Below are 19,101 nucleotides of genomic sequence, written 5' to 3'. Positions count from 1 at the left end.
TTGACATGAACGTAATGACCGATATCGACGTTAAAGCGAAACAGCGCGCCGAGGAGATCGACAAGCTCTGGTACAAGGACGCCATCATCTATCAGCTGCATGTGAAGACCTTCGCTGACAGCAATCATGACGGAATCGGCGACTTTATCGGCCTGACCGAGAAGCTGGATTACCTGCAGGATCTCGGCGTCACCACCATTTGGCTGATGCCGTTCTATCCGTCGCCAGGCCGCGACGACGGCTACGACATCGCCGACTATGGTTCGATCCATCCCGACTTCGGCACGATGAAGGACTTCAAGCGCTTCATCCATGAAGCCAAGCGCCGTGGCCTGCGCGTGATTACCGAACTCGTCATCAATCACACGTCGGACCAGCATGACTGGTTCAAACGCGCCCGCCGCAGCCCGGCCGGCTCTTCTGCGCGCAACTGGTATGTCTGGAGCGACACCGACCAGAAATATCAGAGCACCCGGATCATCTTCACCGATACCGAAAAGTCGAACTGGACCTGGGACCCGGAGGCCAAGGCCTATTACTGGCACCGCTTCTTCTCACATCAGCCGGATTTGAATTTCGACAATCCGCGCGTCGTCTCTGCCGTGGTGCAGGTGATGAAACGCTGGCTGGATGCCGGCGTCGATGGCTTCCGTCTGGACGCGATCCCCTATCTTGTCGAGCGCGACGGTACCAATAACGAGAACCTGCCCGAGACCCACAAAGTCATCAAGCATTTGCGGGCCGAACTCGATGCCTATGCGCCGGGCAAGCTGCTGCTCGCCGAGGCCAATCAATGGCCGGAGGACGTGCAGGAATATTTCGGCAACAGCGACGAATGCCACATGGCCTATCACTTCCCGCTGATGCCGCGCATCTATATGGCGCTGGCGCAGGAAGACCGCTTCCCGATCACCGACATCATGCGGCAGACGCCGGATATTCCGGGCGACTGCCAGTGGGCAATGTTCCTGCGCAATCACGACGAGCTGACGCTGGAAATGGTCACCGACGTCGAGCGCGACTATCTGTGGTCGACCTATGCGAACGATCCGCGCGCGCGCATCAATGTCGGCATTCGCCGTCGCCTGGCGCCTTTGATGGACAACGATCGGCGTAAGATCGAGCTGCTGGACTCGTTGTTGCTGTCGTTCCCCGGCACGCCGATCATTTATTACGGCGATGAGATCGGCATGGGCGACAATATCTATCTCGGCGACCGCAACGGCGTGCGCACACCGATGCAATGGGCGCCGGACCGTAATGGCGGCTTCTCGCGCGCCGATCCCGCGCGGCTCTATGCGCCGCCGATCATGGATCCGATCTACGGCTACGAGTCCGTGAACGTGGAAGCGCAGTCGCGCAGCCTGTCGTCGCTGCTGTCGGCGACCAAACGGCTCATTGCTGTCAGGAAATCGACGCTCGCTTTCGGTCGCGGCACCATGACCTTCATTCGCCCCGACAACCGCTCCGTTCTCGCTTATGTGCGCCAACTCGGCGACGAAGCGATTCTTTGCGTCGCCAACCTGTCGCGCGCCGCGCAGGCCACCGAACTCGATCTGTCGCCGTGGAAGGAACGCGTGCCGCTGGAAATGCTCGGCCGCACCAAATTCCCGCCGATTGGCGATCTGCCTTACATGATTACGCTGGCGCCTTACGGCTTCTACTGGTTCCAGCTGCAGCTCCGCGATGTCTCCGAACATTCGCAGCCGCCGGTGGTACCGGAATTCGAAACGCTGGTGGTGCCGCTTGGCTCGACCTGGATGACTCTCGCCCGTACGCGCGGTGTGTTCGAGCGCGACGTGCTGCCTTCCTTCCTGGCGCGCAGTCGCTGGTATCCGGAGCGACAGCCAAAGGCGATCCAGCCCGTGCTTACCGGCGCGATCCCGTTCTGCGAGATCGGCGACAACCGTCCATGGCTGGTGTTCTTCGAAACCACGCAGCGCAATGTGGCGACACGCTATCTGCTGCCGATGCAGATCGAGTGGACCCGCTTCGACCGTGAACGCTACAATCCGAAAGCCTTTGCCGCTGTCCGCCAGGGCGCGCGAGAAGGTACCCTGCTCGATGTCGCCACCGACCACATCTTCATTGCGCTGCTGTTGCACAATTTGCGCATTTCACTGACCGTCGAAGAAGAGGGCAACCGTCTGGAATTCCGGCCAACGACCAAGCTTGCCGAAAAGCCGGCGGCTCCGCTGGAGAACATCCGTGCGGTCGAAACCGAACAGTCCAACAGCACTGCATTGGTCGACAACGATTACGTCGTGAAGATCTATCGCAAGCTGCAGGCCGGCATCAATCCGGAGATCGAGGTCAGCCGTTTCCTGACCGATATCGCCGGCTTCACCAATACGCCGGCTTTGCTTGGCAGTGTCGAATTGGTCGAGGGCGATCAGCGCACCGCGGTCGCCATCGTGCATGCCTTCGTGCAGAATCAGGGCGATGCGTGGACGGTGACATCGGCCTATCTCGACCGTTTCGCCGATGAGCAGCGCCTGCTGGCGGTGGATGACCACGCGCCTCACAGTGAAGAGCAGGTACCGTATCTGCTCTATATGTCGCAGACCGGCCGCCGTGTCGCCGAGATGCAGATGGCGCTGGCCAGCCGCGACGACATCCCGGATTTCAAGCCGGAGCCGACGTCACCTGACGATATCAGGCTCTGGATCAATGAAATCGTCACGCGTGCGGAGCCGGTATTTAGCGCGCTCGCCCAACGTCGTAATGCCGCCAAGGATTCGGATCGCGCGCTGATCGATCAGGTGCTGGAACTGCGCCACGGCTTGCGGGGGTGGCTGACCGAACTGCTGCCGGAAAATATCGACGGACTGAAGATCCGCCACCACGGAGATTTCCATCTCGGCCAGATGCTGATCGTCAAGGATGATATCTTCATCATCGACTTCGAAGGTGAACCGCGCAGGTCAATCGATGAGCGCCGCCGCAAGGCGCCCGCTGCACGTGATATCGCCGGGCTCATTCGCTCGATCGATTATTCGGCAACGGCAGCGCTGGAACGCGCGCTCAAGGTCACTTCGGACGACACCGGCAAGCTGGCTGCGGCACTGGACGCCTGGCGGGAACGTGCCACCACGGCTTTCGTTGACGCCTATCGCGAGACCATGACTGATGCGCGGCTGTGGCCGGCAGACGCGGGAGCCACCAAGGAAATGCTGAACTTCTTCCTTCTGGAAAAGGCGCTCTACGAAATCGAATACGAACTTGCGCATCGGCCAGATTGGCTGCGGGTGCCACTGACTGGCATTCTGCGCATTCTGAACCAGTATTCTGAGGAAGCCGTATGACAAATTTGCCCGCCGAGGCTTACGCAATCGTCGAAGGCCGCCACTCCGATCCATTTCACTATCTCGGCCCCCACAAGGAAGCCGATAAGACGGTCGTGCGCGCTTTCCTGCCGGAAGCCGTGAAGGTCGATGCCATTGATGATCACGGTGCGACGACCGCGTTGGAGCGCGTGCATGACGCCGGGCTATTTGTCGGCGCGCTGGCCAATGGCTCGACCAAGTATCAACTGCGGGCGCGCTATGGCGACAGATCCGTCGATCTTGACGATCCTTATCGCTTTCCGCCGATCCTCACCGAATTCGATCTCTATCTGCTCGGCGAAGGTACCCATCAGCGGCTCTATGACAAGCTCGGCGCCCATCCGATGGTGCTTGAAGGCGTCAGCGGCGTCGGATTTGTGGTGCTCGCGCCCAATGCGAAGCGTGTCAGCGTGGTCGGCGATTTCAATTTCTGGGACGCGCGGCGTCATCCCATGCGCGTGCGCGGCCCCGGCTACTGGGAGCTGTTCATCCCGGGCGCGATGCCCGGCGATCACTACAAGTTCGACATCATCGGCCCGCATGGACAGTTGACGCAAAAATCCGACCCGATGGCCTTCGCCGCCGAACTGCGGCCGTCAACAGCGTCCATCGTGCTCGACGAAACCAGGATTCCGCATCCGCGCCCTGCCCCAGATCACATCAATGCGCTGAACAAGCCGATGTCGATCTATGAGGTGCATCTGGGCTCATGGCGTCGCAAGGGTGACAATGAATGGCTGACCTATCGTGACCTCGCGGAGACGCTGCCGCGCTATGCTCGCGATCTTGGCTTCACCCATGTCGAATTCCTGCCGGTCAACGAGCATCCGTTTGACGGCTCCTGGGGCTATCAGCCGACCGGCATGTTTGCGCCGACGAGCCGCTTCGGCACGCCGGCAGAATTCGCATTGCTGATCGACGCTTGCCACGCCGAAGGGCTCGGCGTGCTGCTCGACTGGGTGCCCGGGCACTTCCCGGATGATCCGCATGGCCTCGGCAATTTCGACGGCACGGCCCTCTATGAACATGCCAACCCGCTGCAGGGCCGGCACATGGACTGGGGCACGCTGATCTACAATTACGGCCGCACCGAAGTCGTGAACTTCCTCGTCTCCAACGCGCTGTTCTGGCTCGAGCGTTACAATGTGGATGGGCTGCGCGTCGATGCCGTCGCCTCGATGCTGTATCTCGATTACAGCCGCGAAGCCGGCGCCTGGATTCCGAACAAATATGGCGGTCGCGAGAATATCGAGGCCGTTAGCTTCCTGCGCCGCTTCAACACCGAAGTCTTCGCCAAATTTCCGAATGCGACCACGGCGGCGGAGGAATCCACTGCATGGCCGCAAGTATCGCGTCCCGTGGAATTCGGCGGACTGGGCTTCGGCTACAAGTGGAACATGGGCTGGATGCATGACACGCTGAATTACATCAGCAAGGATCCGATCTATCGCCGCTTCCAGCACGGCGACATTCTATTCGGGCTGCAATACGCCTTCTCGGAAAATTTCGTGTTGCCGCTCTCCCACGACGAAGTGGTGCACGGCAAGCGCTCGATCCTTGGCCGCATGCCCGGCGACGACTGGCAGCGCTTTGCGAACCTGCGCGCGTATTATTCCTTCATGTTCGGCCACCCCGGCAAGAAGCTGATGTTCATGGGCTGCGAGTTCGCCCAGGAGCGCGAATGGAATCATGACACATCGCTGGACTGGCACCTGCTCGAGCAGGACAAGCATGCCGGCATCCACTCGCTGATCCGCGATCTCAACGAGCTGTATCGCAACCAGCCGGCACTGCATGAACTCGATTGCGATCCGGCCGGCTTCGAATGGATGATCACCGACGATGCCGGCAAGAACGTCTTCGCCTGGCTGCGCAAGGGCGCCAACCCGCGCACGCAGTGCCTCGTGGTCGTGAACTTCTCGCCAAACGTCTATCACGATTACCGCGTCCGCGTGCCGTTCACCGGCACCTGGCGCGAGGTGTTGAATTCCGACGCCGCGCATTATGGCGGCAGCAATGTCGGCAATTCGGGCGAAGTCATTGCCAAGGGGCTTGTCCCCGAACTCAGTCTAACCCTTCCACCGCTGGCCGCACTCTTTCTCGTACCGGAATTCTAGAGCATGAGACTATCTGCCGGCATGCCCTCCCGCCTCGGCGCAAGCTGGGACGGACGGGGGACCAACTTTGCCTTGTTCTCTGCGAACGCCACCAAGGTCGAACTGTGTCTGTTCGACAGCCAGGGGCGGCGCGAGCTCGAGCGCATCGAACTGCCGGAGTATAACGAGCACGTCTTTCACGGCTATCTCAACGATGTCTCACCGGGCCAACTCTATGGCTATCGCGTGCACGGGCCCTATGAACCGGAGCATGGGCATCGCTTCAATGCGCACAAGCTGCTGCTCGACCCCTATGCCAAGAAACTGGCCGGGCGTCTCGTCTGGAGCGATGCACATTTCGGCTATCGCACTGGCTCATCGCGCGAGGACCTGTCCTTCGATCGCCGCGACAATGCGCGCGGCATGCCGAAGGCCGTGGTGGTCGACGAAACCTTCAACTGGGGCCGCAAGGAAGCACGTCCCAGCGTACCCTGGGAAGACACCATCATTTATGAGGCGCATGTCAAAGGCCTGACGCAGACCCGCAAGGACGTGCCGCCAGGGCTGCGCGGGACCTATCGCGGCCTGTCGTCGCCGTCGATGATCGAGCATCTCAAACGGCTTGGCGTTACCACCATCGAGCTGCTGCCGGTGCACAGCTTTGTCGATGACCGCCGGCTGGTGGAAATGAAGCTGGTGAATTACTGGGGTTACAATACCCTCTCCTTCTTCGCCCCGGAAGCGCGCTACGGCACCGACAATCCGCTCGATGCGTTCCGCACGACGGTCGCCCGGCTGCATGATGCGGGCATCGAGGTGATGCTCGACGTGGTCTATAACCACACCGCCGAAGGCAATCATCTCGGCCCGACGCTGAGCTATCGCGGCATCGACAACGCCTCCTATTACTGGCTGATGCCGGACAATCCGCGATTCTATGACGACTTCACGGGCTGTGGCAGCTCGATGAACCTTACGCATCCGCGCGTGTTGCAGATGGTGATGGATTCATTGCGCTACTGGGTCGAGGTGTGTCACGTGGATGGTTTTCGTTTCGACCTTGCAACCACGCTGGCGCGCGGGCCGAATGGCTTCGATCGCAATAGCGGTTTCCTCACGGCCATCCGGCAGGACCCTGTGCTCGCGAACGTCAAAATGGTCGCCGAGCCCTGGGATCTCGGCATGGGCGGTTATCAAGTTGGCGCGTTTCCGTCGCAGTGGTCGGAATGGAACGACAAATATCGCAGCGCCATGCGCCGCTACTGGAGCGGCGAGGGTTCGCTGATCGGCGAAGTCTCCAGCCGCATGACCGGCTCGTCAGACGTGTTCAATCATGACGGCCGCAAGCAGCGCGCCGGGATCAACCACGTCACCGTGCATGACGGTTTCCCGCTGGCCGATCTGTTTGCCTATAACGAGAAGCACAACGAGGCCAATGGCGAGGACAATCGCGACGGCTCCAGCGACAATCTGAGCAACAATTTCGGCGTCGAGGGCCCGACCGACGATCCCGAGCTGCTGGCGCTGCGCCGACAGCTGCGCAAGAACCAGCTCGCCTGTCTGTTCCTCGCGCAGGGCGTGCCGCTGCTGCTGGCCGGCGATGAGGTCGGCAATACCCAGGGCGGTAACAACAATGCCTATTGCCAGGACAACGAGATCGGCTGGGTCGGCTGGGACAATCTCGGCGACAAGGACGACGATCTCACCGACTTCATCGGCCATATGGCGCAGCTGCGACAGCGCTTTCCGCAGATCACCACGCAACGCTGGCTCGACGGCCGCCGTGCCGACGGCAGCTATGGGGTACTGTGGCTGACGCCCTCGGCCGACGAGATGACCGAGACGGACTGGGCTTTTCCAGACGGGCGCTTCCTGTCCTATGTGCTTAGCGCTTCCGGCGACAACACCAATCCGATCTTCATCGTGCTGAATGCGGCGCCTGAGGGCATTCCTTTCAAGCTGCCGAAGATGCTGGAATACAAGAACTGGCGGCAGGTGCTGAACACCGCCGACGAGAAGCTCTCCATCGCGATCCTGCCCCCCGGTAGCGATATCGATGCGCCACCGCGCTCGGTACTGGCCTTTGCGGGGACGCCAGCATGAGCGCGCATTCGTTCGGACCACGGCTGACTGAGAAAGGCGCGATCTTCCGCCTCTGGGCGCCGGCTGCGCAACGCGTCGACGTGGTGCTTAACGATCAATCCCATCCCTTGAAGCGCGGCGATGACGGCTGGTTTACCGCGGAGGTCGCAGGTGTCGAGGCTGGCGACACCTATCGCTTCAGGATCGACGGCAAGACCGACGTGCCCGACCCCGGCTCACGCTTTCAGCCGAACGATATCGCCGGCCCCTCCGAAGTGATCAACCACAAGGCCTATCCGTGGCGCGCGACCGACTGGCGCGGGCGGCCGTGGGAAGAGACCGTGCTGATTGAAACCCATGTCGGTACCTTTACGCCGCAGGGCACCTATCGCGCGATGATCGACAAGCTCGATCATCTCGTCGCCATCGGGATCACCGCACTCGAGCTGATGCCGCTCGCCGATTTCGCCGGCAAGCGCAACTGGGGCTATGACGGCGTATTGTGGTACGCGCCGGATGCGATGTTCGGCCGCCCGGACGATCTGAAGGCGCTGATCGACGAGGCGCATCTGCGTGGGCTGACGGTGTTTCTGGACGTCGTCTATAACCACTTCGGCCCGGAAGGGAATTACATCGGGCAATATGCGCCGTCCTTCTTCGGCGATGCGCATACGCCGTGGGGCTCGGCGATCAACTATCACCTGCCGGAGGTGCGGGCCTACGCGATCGAGAATGCCGTGGCGTGGCTGCGCGACTATCGCTTCGATGGGCTCAGGCTCGATGCCGTGCATGCGATCCCCGAACAGGGCGAGATCCCGATGCTGCACGAGCTGAGCCGCGAGGTCGGCAAGCTAGCCGCCGACACCGGCCGACTGATCCATCTGGTGCTCGAGAACGACGACAACCGCGCCACTCTGCTCGATCCCGCCACCAACCCGCCGCGCGGCAAATATCGCGCGCAGTGGAACGACGACTATCACCATGCCTGGCACGTGCTGCTCACCGGCGAGGACAAGGGCTATTACAGCGACTACGCACCGAAACCGCTCGATCATATCGTACGGGCGCTGGGCTCGGGCTTCGCCTATCAGGGCCAGTCGTCGGCGCATCGCGACGGCGCACCGCGCGGCGAACCATCAGGCGAACTCGCACCGGCCGCCTTCGTGAATTTCCTGCAAAACCACGACCAGATCGGTAATCGTGCGCTTGGCGATCGGCTGGAGACCTTGGCCAAGCCCGAGGCCATCGAAGCTGCGCTGGCCGTTACATTGCTGGCGCCGATGGTGCCGATGCTGTTTCAGGGCGAGGAATGGGGCTCGAAAGTACCGTTTCCGTTCTTCTGCGATTTCGAGGGCGATCTCGCCAATGCCGTGCGCAATGGCCGCAAGAAGGAATTCGCCAGCGCGTACGAAAAGTATGGCGACGAGATCCCCGACCCGCTGGACGAGAGCTCGTTCCGCTCGGCCTTCGTCGATTGGGACAATCGCGAAACGACCACGGGCAAGACGCGGCTGACGCTGGTTCGCGAGCTGCTCGCATTGCGCAATCAGCACATCGTGCCGCGCCTTGCTGGCGCACGGTTCGGCCAGGCTGAGGCGAGCGACGACGGTTTGCTCACGGCCTTCTGGACAATGGGTGACGGCAGCAGGCTGCATCTCACGGCCAATCTTTCCGACAAGACCGTCAACGCGGCATCGCCGAGCACAGGTACAACAATTTGGGGCAACACTACCACCGGCGTGGGGACGCCGTGGTCCGTCGTTTGGCGGATCGGAGATAGATAATGGCTCCTGCGATTCCCGTCGCGACCTACCGTATTCAACTCACCAAGGATTTCGATTTCGATGCCACCGCGGGCATCGTCCCCTATCTGAAGGCGCTTGGCATCACCCATCTCTATGCCTCACCGTTCATGAAATCGCGCGCCGGCTCGACCCATGGCTATGACATTGTCGATCACACCAAGCTCAATCCAGAACTGGGCGGCGACGAAGGTTTCGAGCGCCTGAGTGCCGCGCTGAAGGCCAACGATATCGGCCTGATCCTCGACTTTGTGCCCAATCATGTGGGCGTGCATTTCGCAGACAATCCGTGGTGGCTCGACGTGCTGGAATGGGGACAGGCCTCGCCGCACGCCGTCTCCTTCGACATCGACTGGGACACCCTGCCCTATCGCGCACGCGGCGGCCTGCTGCTACCGATCATCGGTAGCTCTTATGGCCAGGCACTGGACAACGGCGAGATCGAGCTGAAATACGACGCCGAGGAAGGCAGCTTCTCGGCCTGGTATTTCGAGCATAGGCTGCCGATCGCGCCGGAGCGCTACAGCGAGATGCTGCGCACCATCGTCAAGGAAGCCGACGCCGGCAACACGCCAGCCGGCCGCGCAATCCTGACACTGGCGGCCAAGCACAAGGGCCTCCGCCATCCCAACCGGCGGGAAGCGCCGGCTTTCAAGCAGCAGCTGGCGTCGATCGACGGCGCTGCCGAGGTTATCACGCGCGGCCTCGACGCCTATCGCGCCGGGCTGGATCGGCCCGCCCAGATTCAGGCCATGCACATGCTGCTGGAGCGCCAGCACTATAAGCTCGGTCAGTGGCGCCTGGCATCGAGCGAGATCAATTACCGCCGCTTCTTCGACGTCAATACGCTGGCTGGTCTACGTATCGAGGACGCCGATACGTTCGAGGCGATCCATTCGCTCGTCAAACGGCTGATTACCGAAGACAAGCTGCAGGGGTTGCGGCTGGACCACATCGACGGCCTTCACGATCCCTCGCAATATTTCCAACGGCTGCGCCGGCTGATCCGCGAGGCGCATGGCAACAGCACCAAACCGTTCTATGTCGTGGTCGAGAAGATTCTCGGCGAGCACGAGAAGCTGGTGCCCTTCGCCGGCGTACATGGCACCACCGGCTATGAATGGCTCAATGTGATCACGCAGGTACTGGTCGAAGAAAAAGGCCTGGAACCACTGGGCGAAACCTGGCGTCAGGTGAGCAACGTCTCGCCGAAATTCGAACCGCAACTGGTGGAAGCCAAGCGCCGCGTGCTCGATACGCTGCTGCTCAGCGAATTCACCGTGCTGACGCGTCTGCTGGCACGGATCGCCAACGGGCATTATTCGACGCGCGACTTCTCCGCCGACACGCTGCGTCAGGCTTTCGAACTTTACGTGCTGCATTTCCCGGTCTATCGCACCTATCTCTCCACCGCCAGTCCATCTGCCCTCGACCGGCAACTGATCGCCACGACCATCGAGAAAGCTCGCGCCGACTGGTTCGGCGCCGATGAAGGCTTGTTCGACTTCTTGCGCGACGCTCTGACGCTGGACCTGCTGAAGCCTGGCCGCCCCGCACATAGCAAGCCGCGGGTGCGACGCTTTGCATTGAAGGTGCAGCAGTTCACCGGGCCGACGATGGCGAAGTCGCTCGAAGACACCGCCTTCTATCGCTATCATCGCCTGCTGGCGTTCAACGAAGTTGGCGGCGAGCCGGCAGCGGAAGCGATACCTGTCGCCACGTTCCACGAGATAATGATCACACGCGCGCTCGAGCGGCCGCATGGCATGACTTCGACCGCCACCCACGATACCAAGCGCGGCGAGGATGCCCGCGCGCGTTTGCTGGCGCTGGCCGAAATGCCCGGTGAATGGGCCAGTGCTGTCAGCCGCTGGAAGTTGCTGAACGCGCCGCATCTGGTTGTTGACGGCGAGATGCGCGCGCCCTCCGCAGCGTTCGAGTATATGTTGTATCAGGCGCTTATCGGCGCCTGGCCGCTCGGCGGGCAGGACAATTCCTTCCTCGAGCGGATGCAGGCCTATGCGCTGAAGGCGGCGCGCGAGGGCAAGCAGGAAACGAGCTGGCTCAACCCCAACGACACCTATGAGAAGGGTCTGCGCACGTTTCTGGAGCGCATTCTCGACCCGGCCCAGTCGCCGGAATTTCTTGCAGCGCTTGAGACCTTTGCCAAACGCACATCGCTGATCGGCGCGTTGAATTCACTCAGCCAGATCACGCTGAAGGCGACCATTCCCGGCATGCCGGACTTCTATCAGGGCACCGAATTCTGGGATTTCTCACTGGTCGATCCCGATAACCGCCGCCCGGTGGATTTCGCCGAACGCGCGAAAGTGCTGAAGGCACTGCAGCAACCGGATTGGGCGGCACTGGCGCAGCACTGGGATGATGGCCACATCAAGCTCGCCTGGACGCGCGAGCTTTTGAAACGCCGCACCGAGATGGCAGCCGTCTTCACCGATGGCGATTACGAACCACTTGAAGTGACCGGACCTCATGCCGCGCACATCATCGCCTTTGCTCGGCGGCATCAGCGCGACGCGGCAATCGTCGTGATCCCACGCGCTTTTTCCGAAGCGACACAAGGCGGGCGGCATTGGCCGGAGGCGACGGCCTTCGACGCGACAGTGATCGCGCCCGGCTACCTCGTTGAAGGTTCTGCGCAGAAGAACGGCGCGATCCAGCTCTCCGTTGCCAAGCTCTTCAGGCAGATTCCGATGGCGATCGTGAAGGCACATGCCGCGCCGAAACGCATTCGCTCGACGCGTTTGCGATAGCACACACGACAAGGCCGCCCGGGATCAACGGCCGGACGGCCTGGCGGATGTCGTGCCGACTCGAGAAAGGTCGGTTCCCTTCCTCCGCGTGCTTAAAGCTTTTCATCAAATTGTTTGCGAGTGGTTTACGGGATGCGGAGTGTGCAACGCACGCACAATTGCTGCTTATTATGCTGCGAAGCACCATTCGCTGAGGCGTCATTGCCAGCGCAGCAAAGCAATCCAGTCCTTCTTCGTCGCGACCGCTGGATTGCCGCGTCACTTCGCTAAGGGGAAAGCCGAAGGCTTTCCCTGACCTCGCAATGACAAATGAAAGAGCGTCGCCTAGCTCTTTTTCGTGAGCAGCAGATTTCCGCGCGATTTGATCGCTGCCTGCGCCACCTCGGCGAAGCGCTGCAGCAGCCAGGGCAGCACCACTTCGACGGTGACATGATCCTCGGCAACATCGACATGACCGGACGCCGCCTGCCCCATGGCACGGACGCGGAAGATCATCCGATCGCCGTCCCAGCGCTCCTCGTCAACTTTCAACATTGGTACATTCGTTGCTGCGCGTGTCAGTCCTGTCTTGAGCCGGCGCGCAGCTTCCTCGCGGCCGAGACTGTGCGGAATGGAAACGACGAGCGGTGCAGACATCTCATGATCCTTTGTTAGCTCACACGGATGTAAGCGCGATTTCGCCCGACGGTAGTCGTAATCGAAGTTTCACTCATGGAACCTTGGGGATGCCGGCGCGTTTTTATCGCATGAAGGCAGCAGGCTTGTCCGTCTGCCAGGCTGAGGAGAAATCCATGTCCATTGGTACTATCATTCTGATCATTCTGATTATCGCCTTGCTTGGTGGTTTCAGCGGTATCGGCGGCGGTCCGTTCTACGGCACCGGCTATTACGGCGGCGGCGGTCTTGGCCTCATCGTGGTAATTCTGCTGATCCTCCTGCTGCTTGGTAAGCTGTAAGAGCGGATATTGATTTCAAGGCGCGCGATCCGGAAGGATCGCGCGCTTTTCCATGTGCGTACGCTCTCACCGTCATCACCCGCGAAGGCAAGTAATGACGGTGAGAGTCATTTCATTTTCCCGATCGCCGACTTGATCGACGACGCAGCATCCTCGTAACCCGCCCACGCCTTGCTCTTCGCCATTAGCGACGGGACGCTGCGCACAGTGAAATTCTTCGGATCCAGATCTTTGCGCAGCTGTGGCCATGTCAGCGGCATCGACACCGTGGCCCCCTTTCGCGCCCGCGGCGACAACACCGAGACCGCAGTCGACATCCGGTCGTTGCGCAGATAATCGAGAAAAATCTTTCCACCACGCAGCTTCTTCGACATGTTGAGCAGATAGCGCTCGGGGTCGTCACTGGCCATGTGCTGGCACACGGCCTGCGCAAATGTCTTCGCCGTTTTCCAGTCGACCTTGTCCTTCGCGCCGTGCAGCAGCGGTGCCACCACATGCAGGCCCTTGCCGCCGGTCGTCTTGCAGAAACTCTCCATGCCGAGGCGCGCGAGCCGTTCGCGCATCTCGCGTGCCGCATCCATGACGGCAATGAACTCCACATCAGGCGCCGGATCGAGATCGAACACTAAACGTCCCGGTGTATCCGGCGCATCAGGCGCACAATTCCACGGATGCAGTTCGAGCCCGCCGATCTGCGCGACGGCCGCGAGACCCTCGACGCGATCGATCTGCAGGTAAGGCTTGCGGTCACCGGAGACTTTCACGAGTTCGAGCAGGTTCGATGTCCCCGGCATTGCGTGGCGCTGGAAGAACTGCTGCCCGTCGATGCCGTCGGGTGCGCGCACGATCGAACATGGGCGACCCTTGAGATAATCCATCATCCAGTCGCCGACGGCTTCGAAATACGCCGCGAGATCGCGTTTGGTGACCGGCTCGCCATCGCCGGCATCCGGCCACAGCTCCTTGTCGGGTTTGGAGATCGATACGCCCATGACAACGGCATTGCCGGCCGCAGCTTTTGCGGGCGCGGCTTTTCTTGCGGAGCTTTTGGCAGTCTTCTTCGCGCTGCGCTTCGGCGTCGGCTCGGCAAGTTCGGTCTTCTTGGGAGTTTCGGCCTCGACCTCATCGGCCGGCTTGTCCTGCCGCAGCCCCTTGAACGACGCCTGACGCACCATGCCGGCGCCGGTAAAGCCTGCGAATTCAATCTCGGCCACCAGCTCCGGCTTGAGCCAGTGCACATCCCGGCCACCCGGCGGCGTCTCCTTGCCGCCGAACGGGCTGGTCTTCGCCGCCGCTTTCTTCAATGCCGGCATGATGCGCGTGACCTTGTCCTGGCCGAAGCCGGTGCCGACGATCCCGACATAGGTTAGATGATCGCCCCTGTTGACGCCGACCATCAGCGAACGGAATTTCCCCGCATTGCTCTTCCATCCGCCGATCACGACCTCATGGCCGGCCCGGCACTTGGCCTTGGTCCAGTTTTGCGAGCGGCCGGACACATAGGGCTCCGACAGCTTTTTGGAGACGATGCCTTCCAGTGACAGTTTGCAGGCCGACTGCAGAATGGTGTCACCACCAGTCTCGAAATGATCGACATAGCGAATGAGGCTTTCCTTGCGACGGCCGCGGGCTTTGTCGAGTAGCACCTTCAATCGCTCCTTGCGCTCGCCGAGCGGCAGCTTCCGCAGATCTTCGCCTTCAGCGAACAGAAGGTCGAACACGAAAAAAATAAGCGTATCGGTCTCGCCATCCGACAACGCCGCCTGCAGCGCCGCGAAATCCGGCGCGCCATGGGCATCGAGGCCGACAATCTCGCCATCGATGATCGCGTCCGGCAGGCCGGTGGCTTCCTTGGCGATGGCCTGAAACTTATCGGTCCAGTCGAGCCCCTTGCGTGTCTTCAGCGTGGCCTCGCCGTCTTCGACGCGGAGTTGCACGCGGTAGCCGTCGAACTTGATTTCATGCGCCCAGCCATCCGCGGAGGGCGGCCGATCCACGATGGTACAAAGTTGAGGCACGACGAAGCCAGGCATCTTTGCGACCTTGACCGGCTTCACGGAGGTTTTGGCCGCCTTCCTTGTCACGGCTTTTTTGCCTGCAGCTTTCTCGGTCCTCGTCTCCCCTACATCAGCCTTGGTCTTGCCGCCCTTCTTCGCACGCGCGTCAGCAGCACTGCCCTCGCTGGAATCCCAGATAGCATCGGGTTTGATCTTCGCCGTTTTGGCTATCATGAACGGTTTCGGCGCTTTCCCTTTTCCTGAGGCGATGGCGCTCATGGTCCGGCCGGACGCCACTGACTTGTCATCATCGAGAATCTTGTTGGCCTTGCCCTCCATCACGAAGTCGTCGCGATGCTTGATCAGCAGCCAGTTGGTGCGCTTGCCGCCATTGCGGTCATGCTTCATGCGCACCAGCACGAAGCCGCCATGCAGCTTCTCGCCGTCCAGCGTGAATTTCAGGTCGCCCTTCTTGAGGCCCTTGTCCGGATCGTCGCTCTCCCAATAACCACGGTCCCAGAGCTGCACGGTGCCGCCGCCATATTGTCCCCGGGGAATCGTACCTTCGAAATCGCCATAGTCGAGCGGATGGTCCTCGACCTCGACAGCGAGGCGCTTGTCGGCGGGGTCCATCGACGGCCCGCGCGTGACGGCCCAAGACTTGAACACCCCGTCCATCTCCAGCCGCAGATCGTAATGAAGCCGCGTGGCATCGTGTTTCTGGATCACGAAGCGGCGGCGCTTCGCCGGCGCGACCACGATCTGGCCGGAGGGCTCCTTGGTGAGCGCGAAATCGCGTTTCCGGCGGTAGATCTGAAGCTGCTTGTCGGCCACACCGTCCCCCACTCACCGCATTGGGCGCATGATTCGGCCCGGAACCAAAACCGGCAACTGCCGTTGAAGTTCCTGGAAATTCACGCCAGCGCAATACTTTGCGGCCTGTGCGCTTCATTCTGTAGATCGAGTTGGAGGACGAGTATGGCCCCGCCCCGCGCCTATTGGAAAGGCTCTCTCAAGCTGTCGCTCGTCACCTGCCCGGTGGTGCTGTATCCGGCCGCGACCTCGGTGGAGAAAACCAAATTCCACATGATCAACCGTGAGACCGGCAACCGGCTGAAGCAGCAGATGGTGGACGTCGAGACCGGCGATGTCGTGGAGAAGGAACAGAAGGGCCGCGGCTACGAGATCAGCAAGGGCGAATATGTCGAGATCGAGAAGGAAGAACTCGAGGCCGTGCAGATCGAGAGCAATCACACCATAGATATCGACAACTTCGTGCCGCGCGACGAGATCGATCGGCGCTATCTGAACAATCCCTATTACATCGCGCCCGACGGCAAGGCCGGCGCCGATGCGTTCGCCGTGATCCGCGATGCCATGAAGGACAAGGACCGCGTGGCGCTGGCGCGCATCGTGCTCACCAATCGCGAGCACATCATCGCCATCGAGCCGCTCGGCAAGGGCCTGCTCGGCACCACGCTGCGCTTCCCCTATGAAGTGCGCGACCAGGAGGACTATTTCGACGATATCAAGTCGCCGAAGATCTCGAAGGACATGATCGACCTTGCAGTGCATATCCTCGATAGCAAAGCGTCGCATTTCGATCCCAGCAAGTTCAAGGATGAATATGAGACCGCGCTGAAGACGCTGGTGAAGCGCAAGGCCGCAGGCAAGCCGGTGAAGGTCGTCGAGAAGGAGGAGAAGCCGGACAACGTCATCAACCTGATGGATGCGCTGAAGGCGAGCCTCAAGGGTGGCAAGGGCAAGTCGACCAAACGCGCTTCGTCGTCACGACCACATGTAGCACGCAAGCGTCCGGCCAAGAAGGCCGCGCGGTCATCGGCGCGGCACCGCAAGGCAAGCTGAGCGCATGAAGATTTTGGGAATGATCATAGGCATCGCGGTGATGCCAACCATGGCAGCGCAGGCCCAGCAACTGCAGACACGGGAATGCAACGCCTCGAATATCGCCTTCGTCGCCGAAGCCATCGCCAAGATGGCCGAAGGCAAGCAAAAGAAGACCGCTTCCGACGAGATCGGCCTGGCCAGCGAAGCAATGGCAGAGGGCAAGGACGATGAATGCAAGGACCACCTGCTGAAGGCGACGCTGCAGACTAAGTGAGCAGATACAGTCATGGCCGGGCTTGTCCCGGCCATCTACGTCTTTTCTCCCGCCAAGACGTGGATGCCCGGGACAAGCCCGGGCATGACGAAGATTGGTTCATATGCGTCGATCAACGTACATCGGCGCAGCCTCAGGCCTTCGTCGACTTCCGGGATTTTTTGGCCGCTTTCTTTTTCCCCGCCGTCTTCTTGCTGGCTTTCTTCACCGTCTTTTTCTTCGGCGCCTTCGGCACCTTCTTGCCCTCGGCGCGAGCTTCCGACAAGCCGATGGCGATCGCTTGTTTGCGGCTGGTCACCTTCTTTTTCGAACGACCACTTCTCAGCGTGCCGGCCTTCGCCTTCTTCACCGCTCGCGCGACCTTCGCTGCCGCCTTCTTGGAATATTTCGCCATTCCATGCTCCCGTTGTGATCGAAACGATCAATCGCCGCTGCGGGTGATGGTTCCACGCGGACGATTGGCGAACGAACGCACTTATGAAATCCCTATAACGCGGCACCGCCGCTCATCTCGTTTTCAAACGGGCAGCCGATCATCTTGCAGCCATTCGCTCAAGCGAATGAACTGGAGACTGCAAGTGATCACCATCGAACCTCCCTCGTGTAGCTCATCCCTCGTTTTCATCGGCAAGAACGGCCGCGGCCAGTGGGTCGCGCAGGAACAAAACGGCCTATTCGGCGGATTTTTTGTCAGCCGCGCGAATGCCGTGCGTTATGCACTGTTCGAGAACGGCCATCGCCCCGAAGCTATCATCGAGACGGCGGGCCTCATCGAACTCGATATGAACGCCCTGCCTTTCACGGCAGCAACCTCTGTCGAACGGTTACAACAACGGCGCGTCGCCTGAGCTTCCCGCCATGTCCACAGTCGCTCTTCGGGCTCCCGCCCTCCCGCAAGCTCATGCCTCCCATCACGCCAACGACTGGCTGCACGGCATCATCGCCGACGTGCCGACGCCGTTCGACACGCATGGCGCGCTCGATCTCCTCACTTTCGCGCGGTTGTGCGAGCGTCAGGTCTGTGCCGGCGCCAGTGCCATCGTCGTCGGCGCGACCACCGGCGAAGCCGACACGCTCGCCTCGAACGAGCGCGCCATGCTGATCCGCACTGCCGCCGGCGTCGCCCGCGGGCGCATCCACGTCATTGCCGGCGCGGGATCGAACTGCACCAGCCGCGCCATTGAATCGACGCGGCTGGCATGGGCCGCCGGCGCCGATGCCGTGATCTCGGTCGTGCCGTATTACAACCGCCCGACGGCAGATGGCATCGCAGCGCATTTCCGTGCGATCCTGGAGGCGACATTGCTGCCGGTCATTGTGCATGACGCACCGTCGCGTTGTGCCCGTGCGCTGACCGACGAGACGCTCATCGGTCTCGCCGCCTCGCCACGATTGATCGGCCTGCGCGACGACACCGGCGACGCCGGCCGGCTGGCGCGATTGCGGCCGCTGCTGCCGGCGAGTTTCCGGATGCTGACGGGACAGGACACGGCAGCCCTGCCCTATCTGCTGCTCGGCGGAGACGGCGTTGTCTCCGCGATGGCCAATGTGGCGCCGCAGCTCTGCCGCGGCATGTATTACGCGGCCCGCCAGGGATGCCCGCGCTATGCGACGACCATCTCCGACATGCTGGCGCCGCTCGCAGCAGCTCTGCCGCCGGACCAGGTTACATCGGCAGTGAAATATGCATTGACCTTGCGGGGCCTGGGGAGTGCCGCCGTGCGCCTTCCGCTGATCGAGCTTACAGATGCCGAGCAGCAGCAGGTACACACCGCGATGGACGCGATCTGGGCACAGCCCGACGACGCGCCGCCCCTGTGCCGCGCCCGCTAGGCTTGCGGGCGCTCGTTCTTCTCACGACATTTCGGGCCGGGTCCGCGCATATAATGCGCAGCCGGCCGATAGACAGCAGGTCCTATGACGAAACGCCATAGCCGGGCGAGAAC

12 protein-coding genes and 1 pseudogene are annotated in these 19,101 nt (G+C 61.3%); 10 read left to right on the top strand and 3 right to left on the bottom strand.

The features are described from left to right. The first annotated feature begins 5 nt into the window (after positions 1-5). The 5 genes from treS to treY are packed head-to-tail and all read left to right on the top strand — an operon-like array spanning position 6 to position 12,080. Complete coding sequence (gene treS / locus AB7783_RS02020; protein WP_089267454.1) at positions 6-3,305, top strand: maltose alpha-D-glucosyltransferase; 3,300 nt, start codon at positions 6-8, stop codon at positions 3,303-3,305. Next, on the top strand, positions 3,302-5,443 hold the full coding sequence (gene glgB / locus AB7783_RS02015; protein ID WP_441276670.1) for a 1,4-alpha-glucan branching protein GlgB: 2,142 nt from the start codon (positions 3,302-3,304) through the stop codon (positions 5,441-5,443). Before treS ends, glgB begins: the two co-directional genes overlap by 4 nt. A gap of 3 nt (positions 5,444-5,446) precedes the next feature. After that, the gene (gene glgX / locus AB7783_RS02010) at positions 5,447-7,525 is read left to right on the top strand and encodes a glycogen debranching protein GlgX (RefSeq protein ID WP_093760720.1); all 2,079 of its coding nucleotides are present in this window, start codon (positions 5,447-5,449) and stop codon (positions 7,523-7,525) included. After that, positions 7,522-9,288: a malto-oligosyltrehalose trehalohydrolase gene (gene treZ / locus AB7783_RS02005; protein WP_441276669.1), complete on the top strand. Its 1,767-nt coding sequence runs from the start codon at positions 7,522-7,524 to the stop codon at positions 9,286-9,288. Before glgX ends, treZ begins: the two co-directional genes overlap by 4 nt. Beyond that, positions 9,288-12,080, top strand: a complete 2,793-nt coding sequence (gene treY, locus AB7783_RS02000) for a malto-oligosyltrehalose synthase (RefSeq protein WP_441276668.1) — start codon at positions 9,288-9,290, stop codon at positions 12,078-12,080. Before treZ ends, treY begins: the two co-directional genes overlap by 1 nt. Before the next feature lie 324 nt (positions 12,081-12,404). Here the strand turns inward: treY and AB7783_RS01995 are convergent, their stop codons facing one another. Next, on the bottom strand, positions 12,405-12,716 hold the full coding sequence (locus tag AB7783_RS01995) for a polyhydroxyalkanoic acid system family protein (RefSeq protein ID WP_441232141.1): 312 nt from the start codon (positions 12,714-12,716) through the stop codon (positions 12,405-12,407). 155 nt (positions 12,717-12,871) lie between these two features. Between AB7783_RS01995 and AB7783_RS01990 the strand changes: the two genes are divergently transcribed. Further along, the gene (locus AB7783_RS01990) at positions 12,872-13,036 is read left to right on the top strand and encodes a DUF3309 family protein (RefSeq protein ID WP_081422059.1); all 165 of its coding nucleotides are present in this window, start codon (positions 12,872-12,874) and stop codon (positions 13,034-13,036) included. 107 nt (positions 13,037-13,143) lie between these two features. Here AB7783_RS01990 and ligD read toward each other — a convergent pair whose 3' ends face one another. After that, positions 13,144-15,867: a DNA ligase D gene (ligD, locus tag AB7783_RS01985; protein WP_441276667.1), complete on the bottom strand. Its 2,724-nt coding sequence runs from the start codon at positions 15,865-15,867 to the stop codon at positions 13,144-13,146. A 144-nt stretch (positions 15,868-16,011) separates the two neighbouring features. On the opposite strand from ligD, the gene ku reads away from it, so the two are divergent. Then, positions 16,012-16,899, top strand: a complete 888-nt coding sequence (ku, locus tag AB7783_RS01980; protein WP_441276666.1) for a non-homologous end joining protein Ku — start codon at positions 16,012-16,014, stop codon at positions 16,897-16,899. Between the two features lie 19 nt (positions 16,900-16,918). Further along, entirely contained in the window at positions 16,919-17,155 is a 237-nt protein-coding gene (locus tag AB7783_RS01975) for a hypothetical protein (protein WP_441276665.1), read from the top strand. Between the two features lie 139 nt (positions 17,156-17,294). On the opposite strand, the pseudogene AB7783_RS01970 reads toward AB7783_RS01975, so the two are convergent. After that, a pseudogene (locus AB7783_RS01970) lies at positions 17,295-17,549 on the bottom strand (DUF6496 domain-containing protein); the annotation flags it as partial. A 166-nt stretch (positions 17,550-17,715) separates the two neighbouring features. Here AB7783_RS01970 and AB7783_RS01965 point away from each other — a divergent pair. Then, positions 17,716-18,003 carry a hypothetical protein gene (locus tag AB7783_RS01965; RefSeq protein ID WP_441276664.1) on the top strand — a complete coding sequence of 96 codons (288 nt, stop codon included), beginning with the start codon at positions 17,716-17,718 and terminating at the stop codon, positions 18,001-18,003. Positions 18,004-18,013: 10 nt separating this feature from the next. Beyond that, the gene (gene dapA, locus AB7783_RS01960) at positions 18,014-18,988 is read left to right on the top strand and encodes a 4-hydroxy-tetrahydrodipicolinate synthase (protein WP_441276663.1); all 975 of its coding nucleotides are present in this window, start codon (positions 18,014-18,016) and stop codon (positions 18,986-18,988) included. The last annotated feature ends 113 nt before the right edge of the window (positions 18,989-19,101 follow it).

It is taken from the genome of Tardiphaga sp. 172_B4_N1_3 (assembly GCF_052076035.1).
Taxonomy (GTDB): domain Bacteria; phylum Pseudomonadota; class Alphaproteobacteria; order Rhizobiales; family Xanthobacteraceae; genus Tardiphaga; species Tardiphaga robiniae.
This window is presented reverse-complemented; position numbering and strand designations above follow the sequence as displayed.

Coding starts and splice junctions, on each gene's coding strand:
- ku (WP_441276666.1), top strand. CDS start 16,012: ATGGCCCCGCCCCGCGCCTATTGGAAAGGCTCTCTCAAGCTGTCGCTC.
- treY (WP_441276668.1), top strand. CDS start 9,288: ATGGCTCCTGCGATTCCCGTCGCGACCTACCGTATTCAACTCACCAAG.
- treZ (WP_441276669.1), top strand. CDS start 7,522: ATGAGCGCGCATTCGTTCGGACCACGGCTGACTGAGAAAGGCGCGATC.
- dapA (WP_441276663.1), top strand. CDS start 18,014: ATGTCCACAGTCGCTCTTCGGGCTCCCGCCCTCCCGCAAGCTCATGCC.
- treS (WP_089267454.1), top strand. CDS start 6: ATGAACGTAATGACCGATATCGACGTTAAAGCGAAACAGCGCGCCGAG.
- AB7783_RS01995 (WP_441232141.1), bottom strand. CDS start 12,716: ATGTCTGCACCGCTCGTCGTTTCCATTCCGCACAGTCTCGGCCGCGAG.
- AB7783_RS01965 (WP_441276664.1), top strand. CDS start 17,716: ATGAACTGGAGACTGCAAGTGATCACCATCGAACCTCCCTCGTGTAGC.
- AB7783_RS01975 (WP_441276665.1), top strand. CDS start 16,919: ATGATCATAGGCATCGCGGTGATGCCAACCATGGCAGCGCAGGCCCAG.
- AB7783_RS01990 (WP_081422059.1), top strand. CDS start 12,872: ATGTCCATTGGTACTATCATTCTGATCATTCTGATTATCGCCTTGCTT.
- glgB (WP_441276670.1), top strand. CDS start 3,302: ATGACAAATTTGCCCGCCGAGGCTTACGCAATCGTCGAAGGCCGCCAC.
- glgX (WP_093760720.1), top strand. CDS start 5,447: ATGAGACTATCTGCCGGCATGCCCTCCCGCCTCGGCGCAAGCTGGGAC.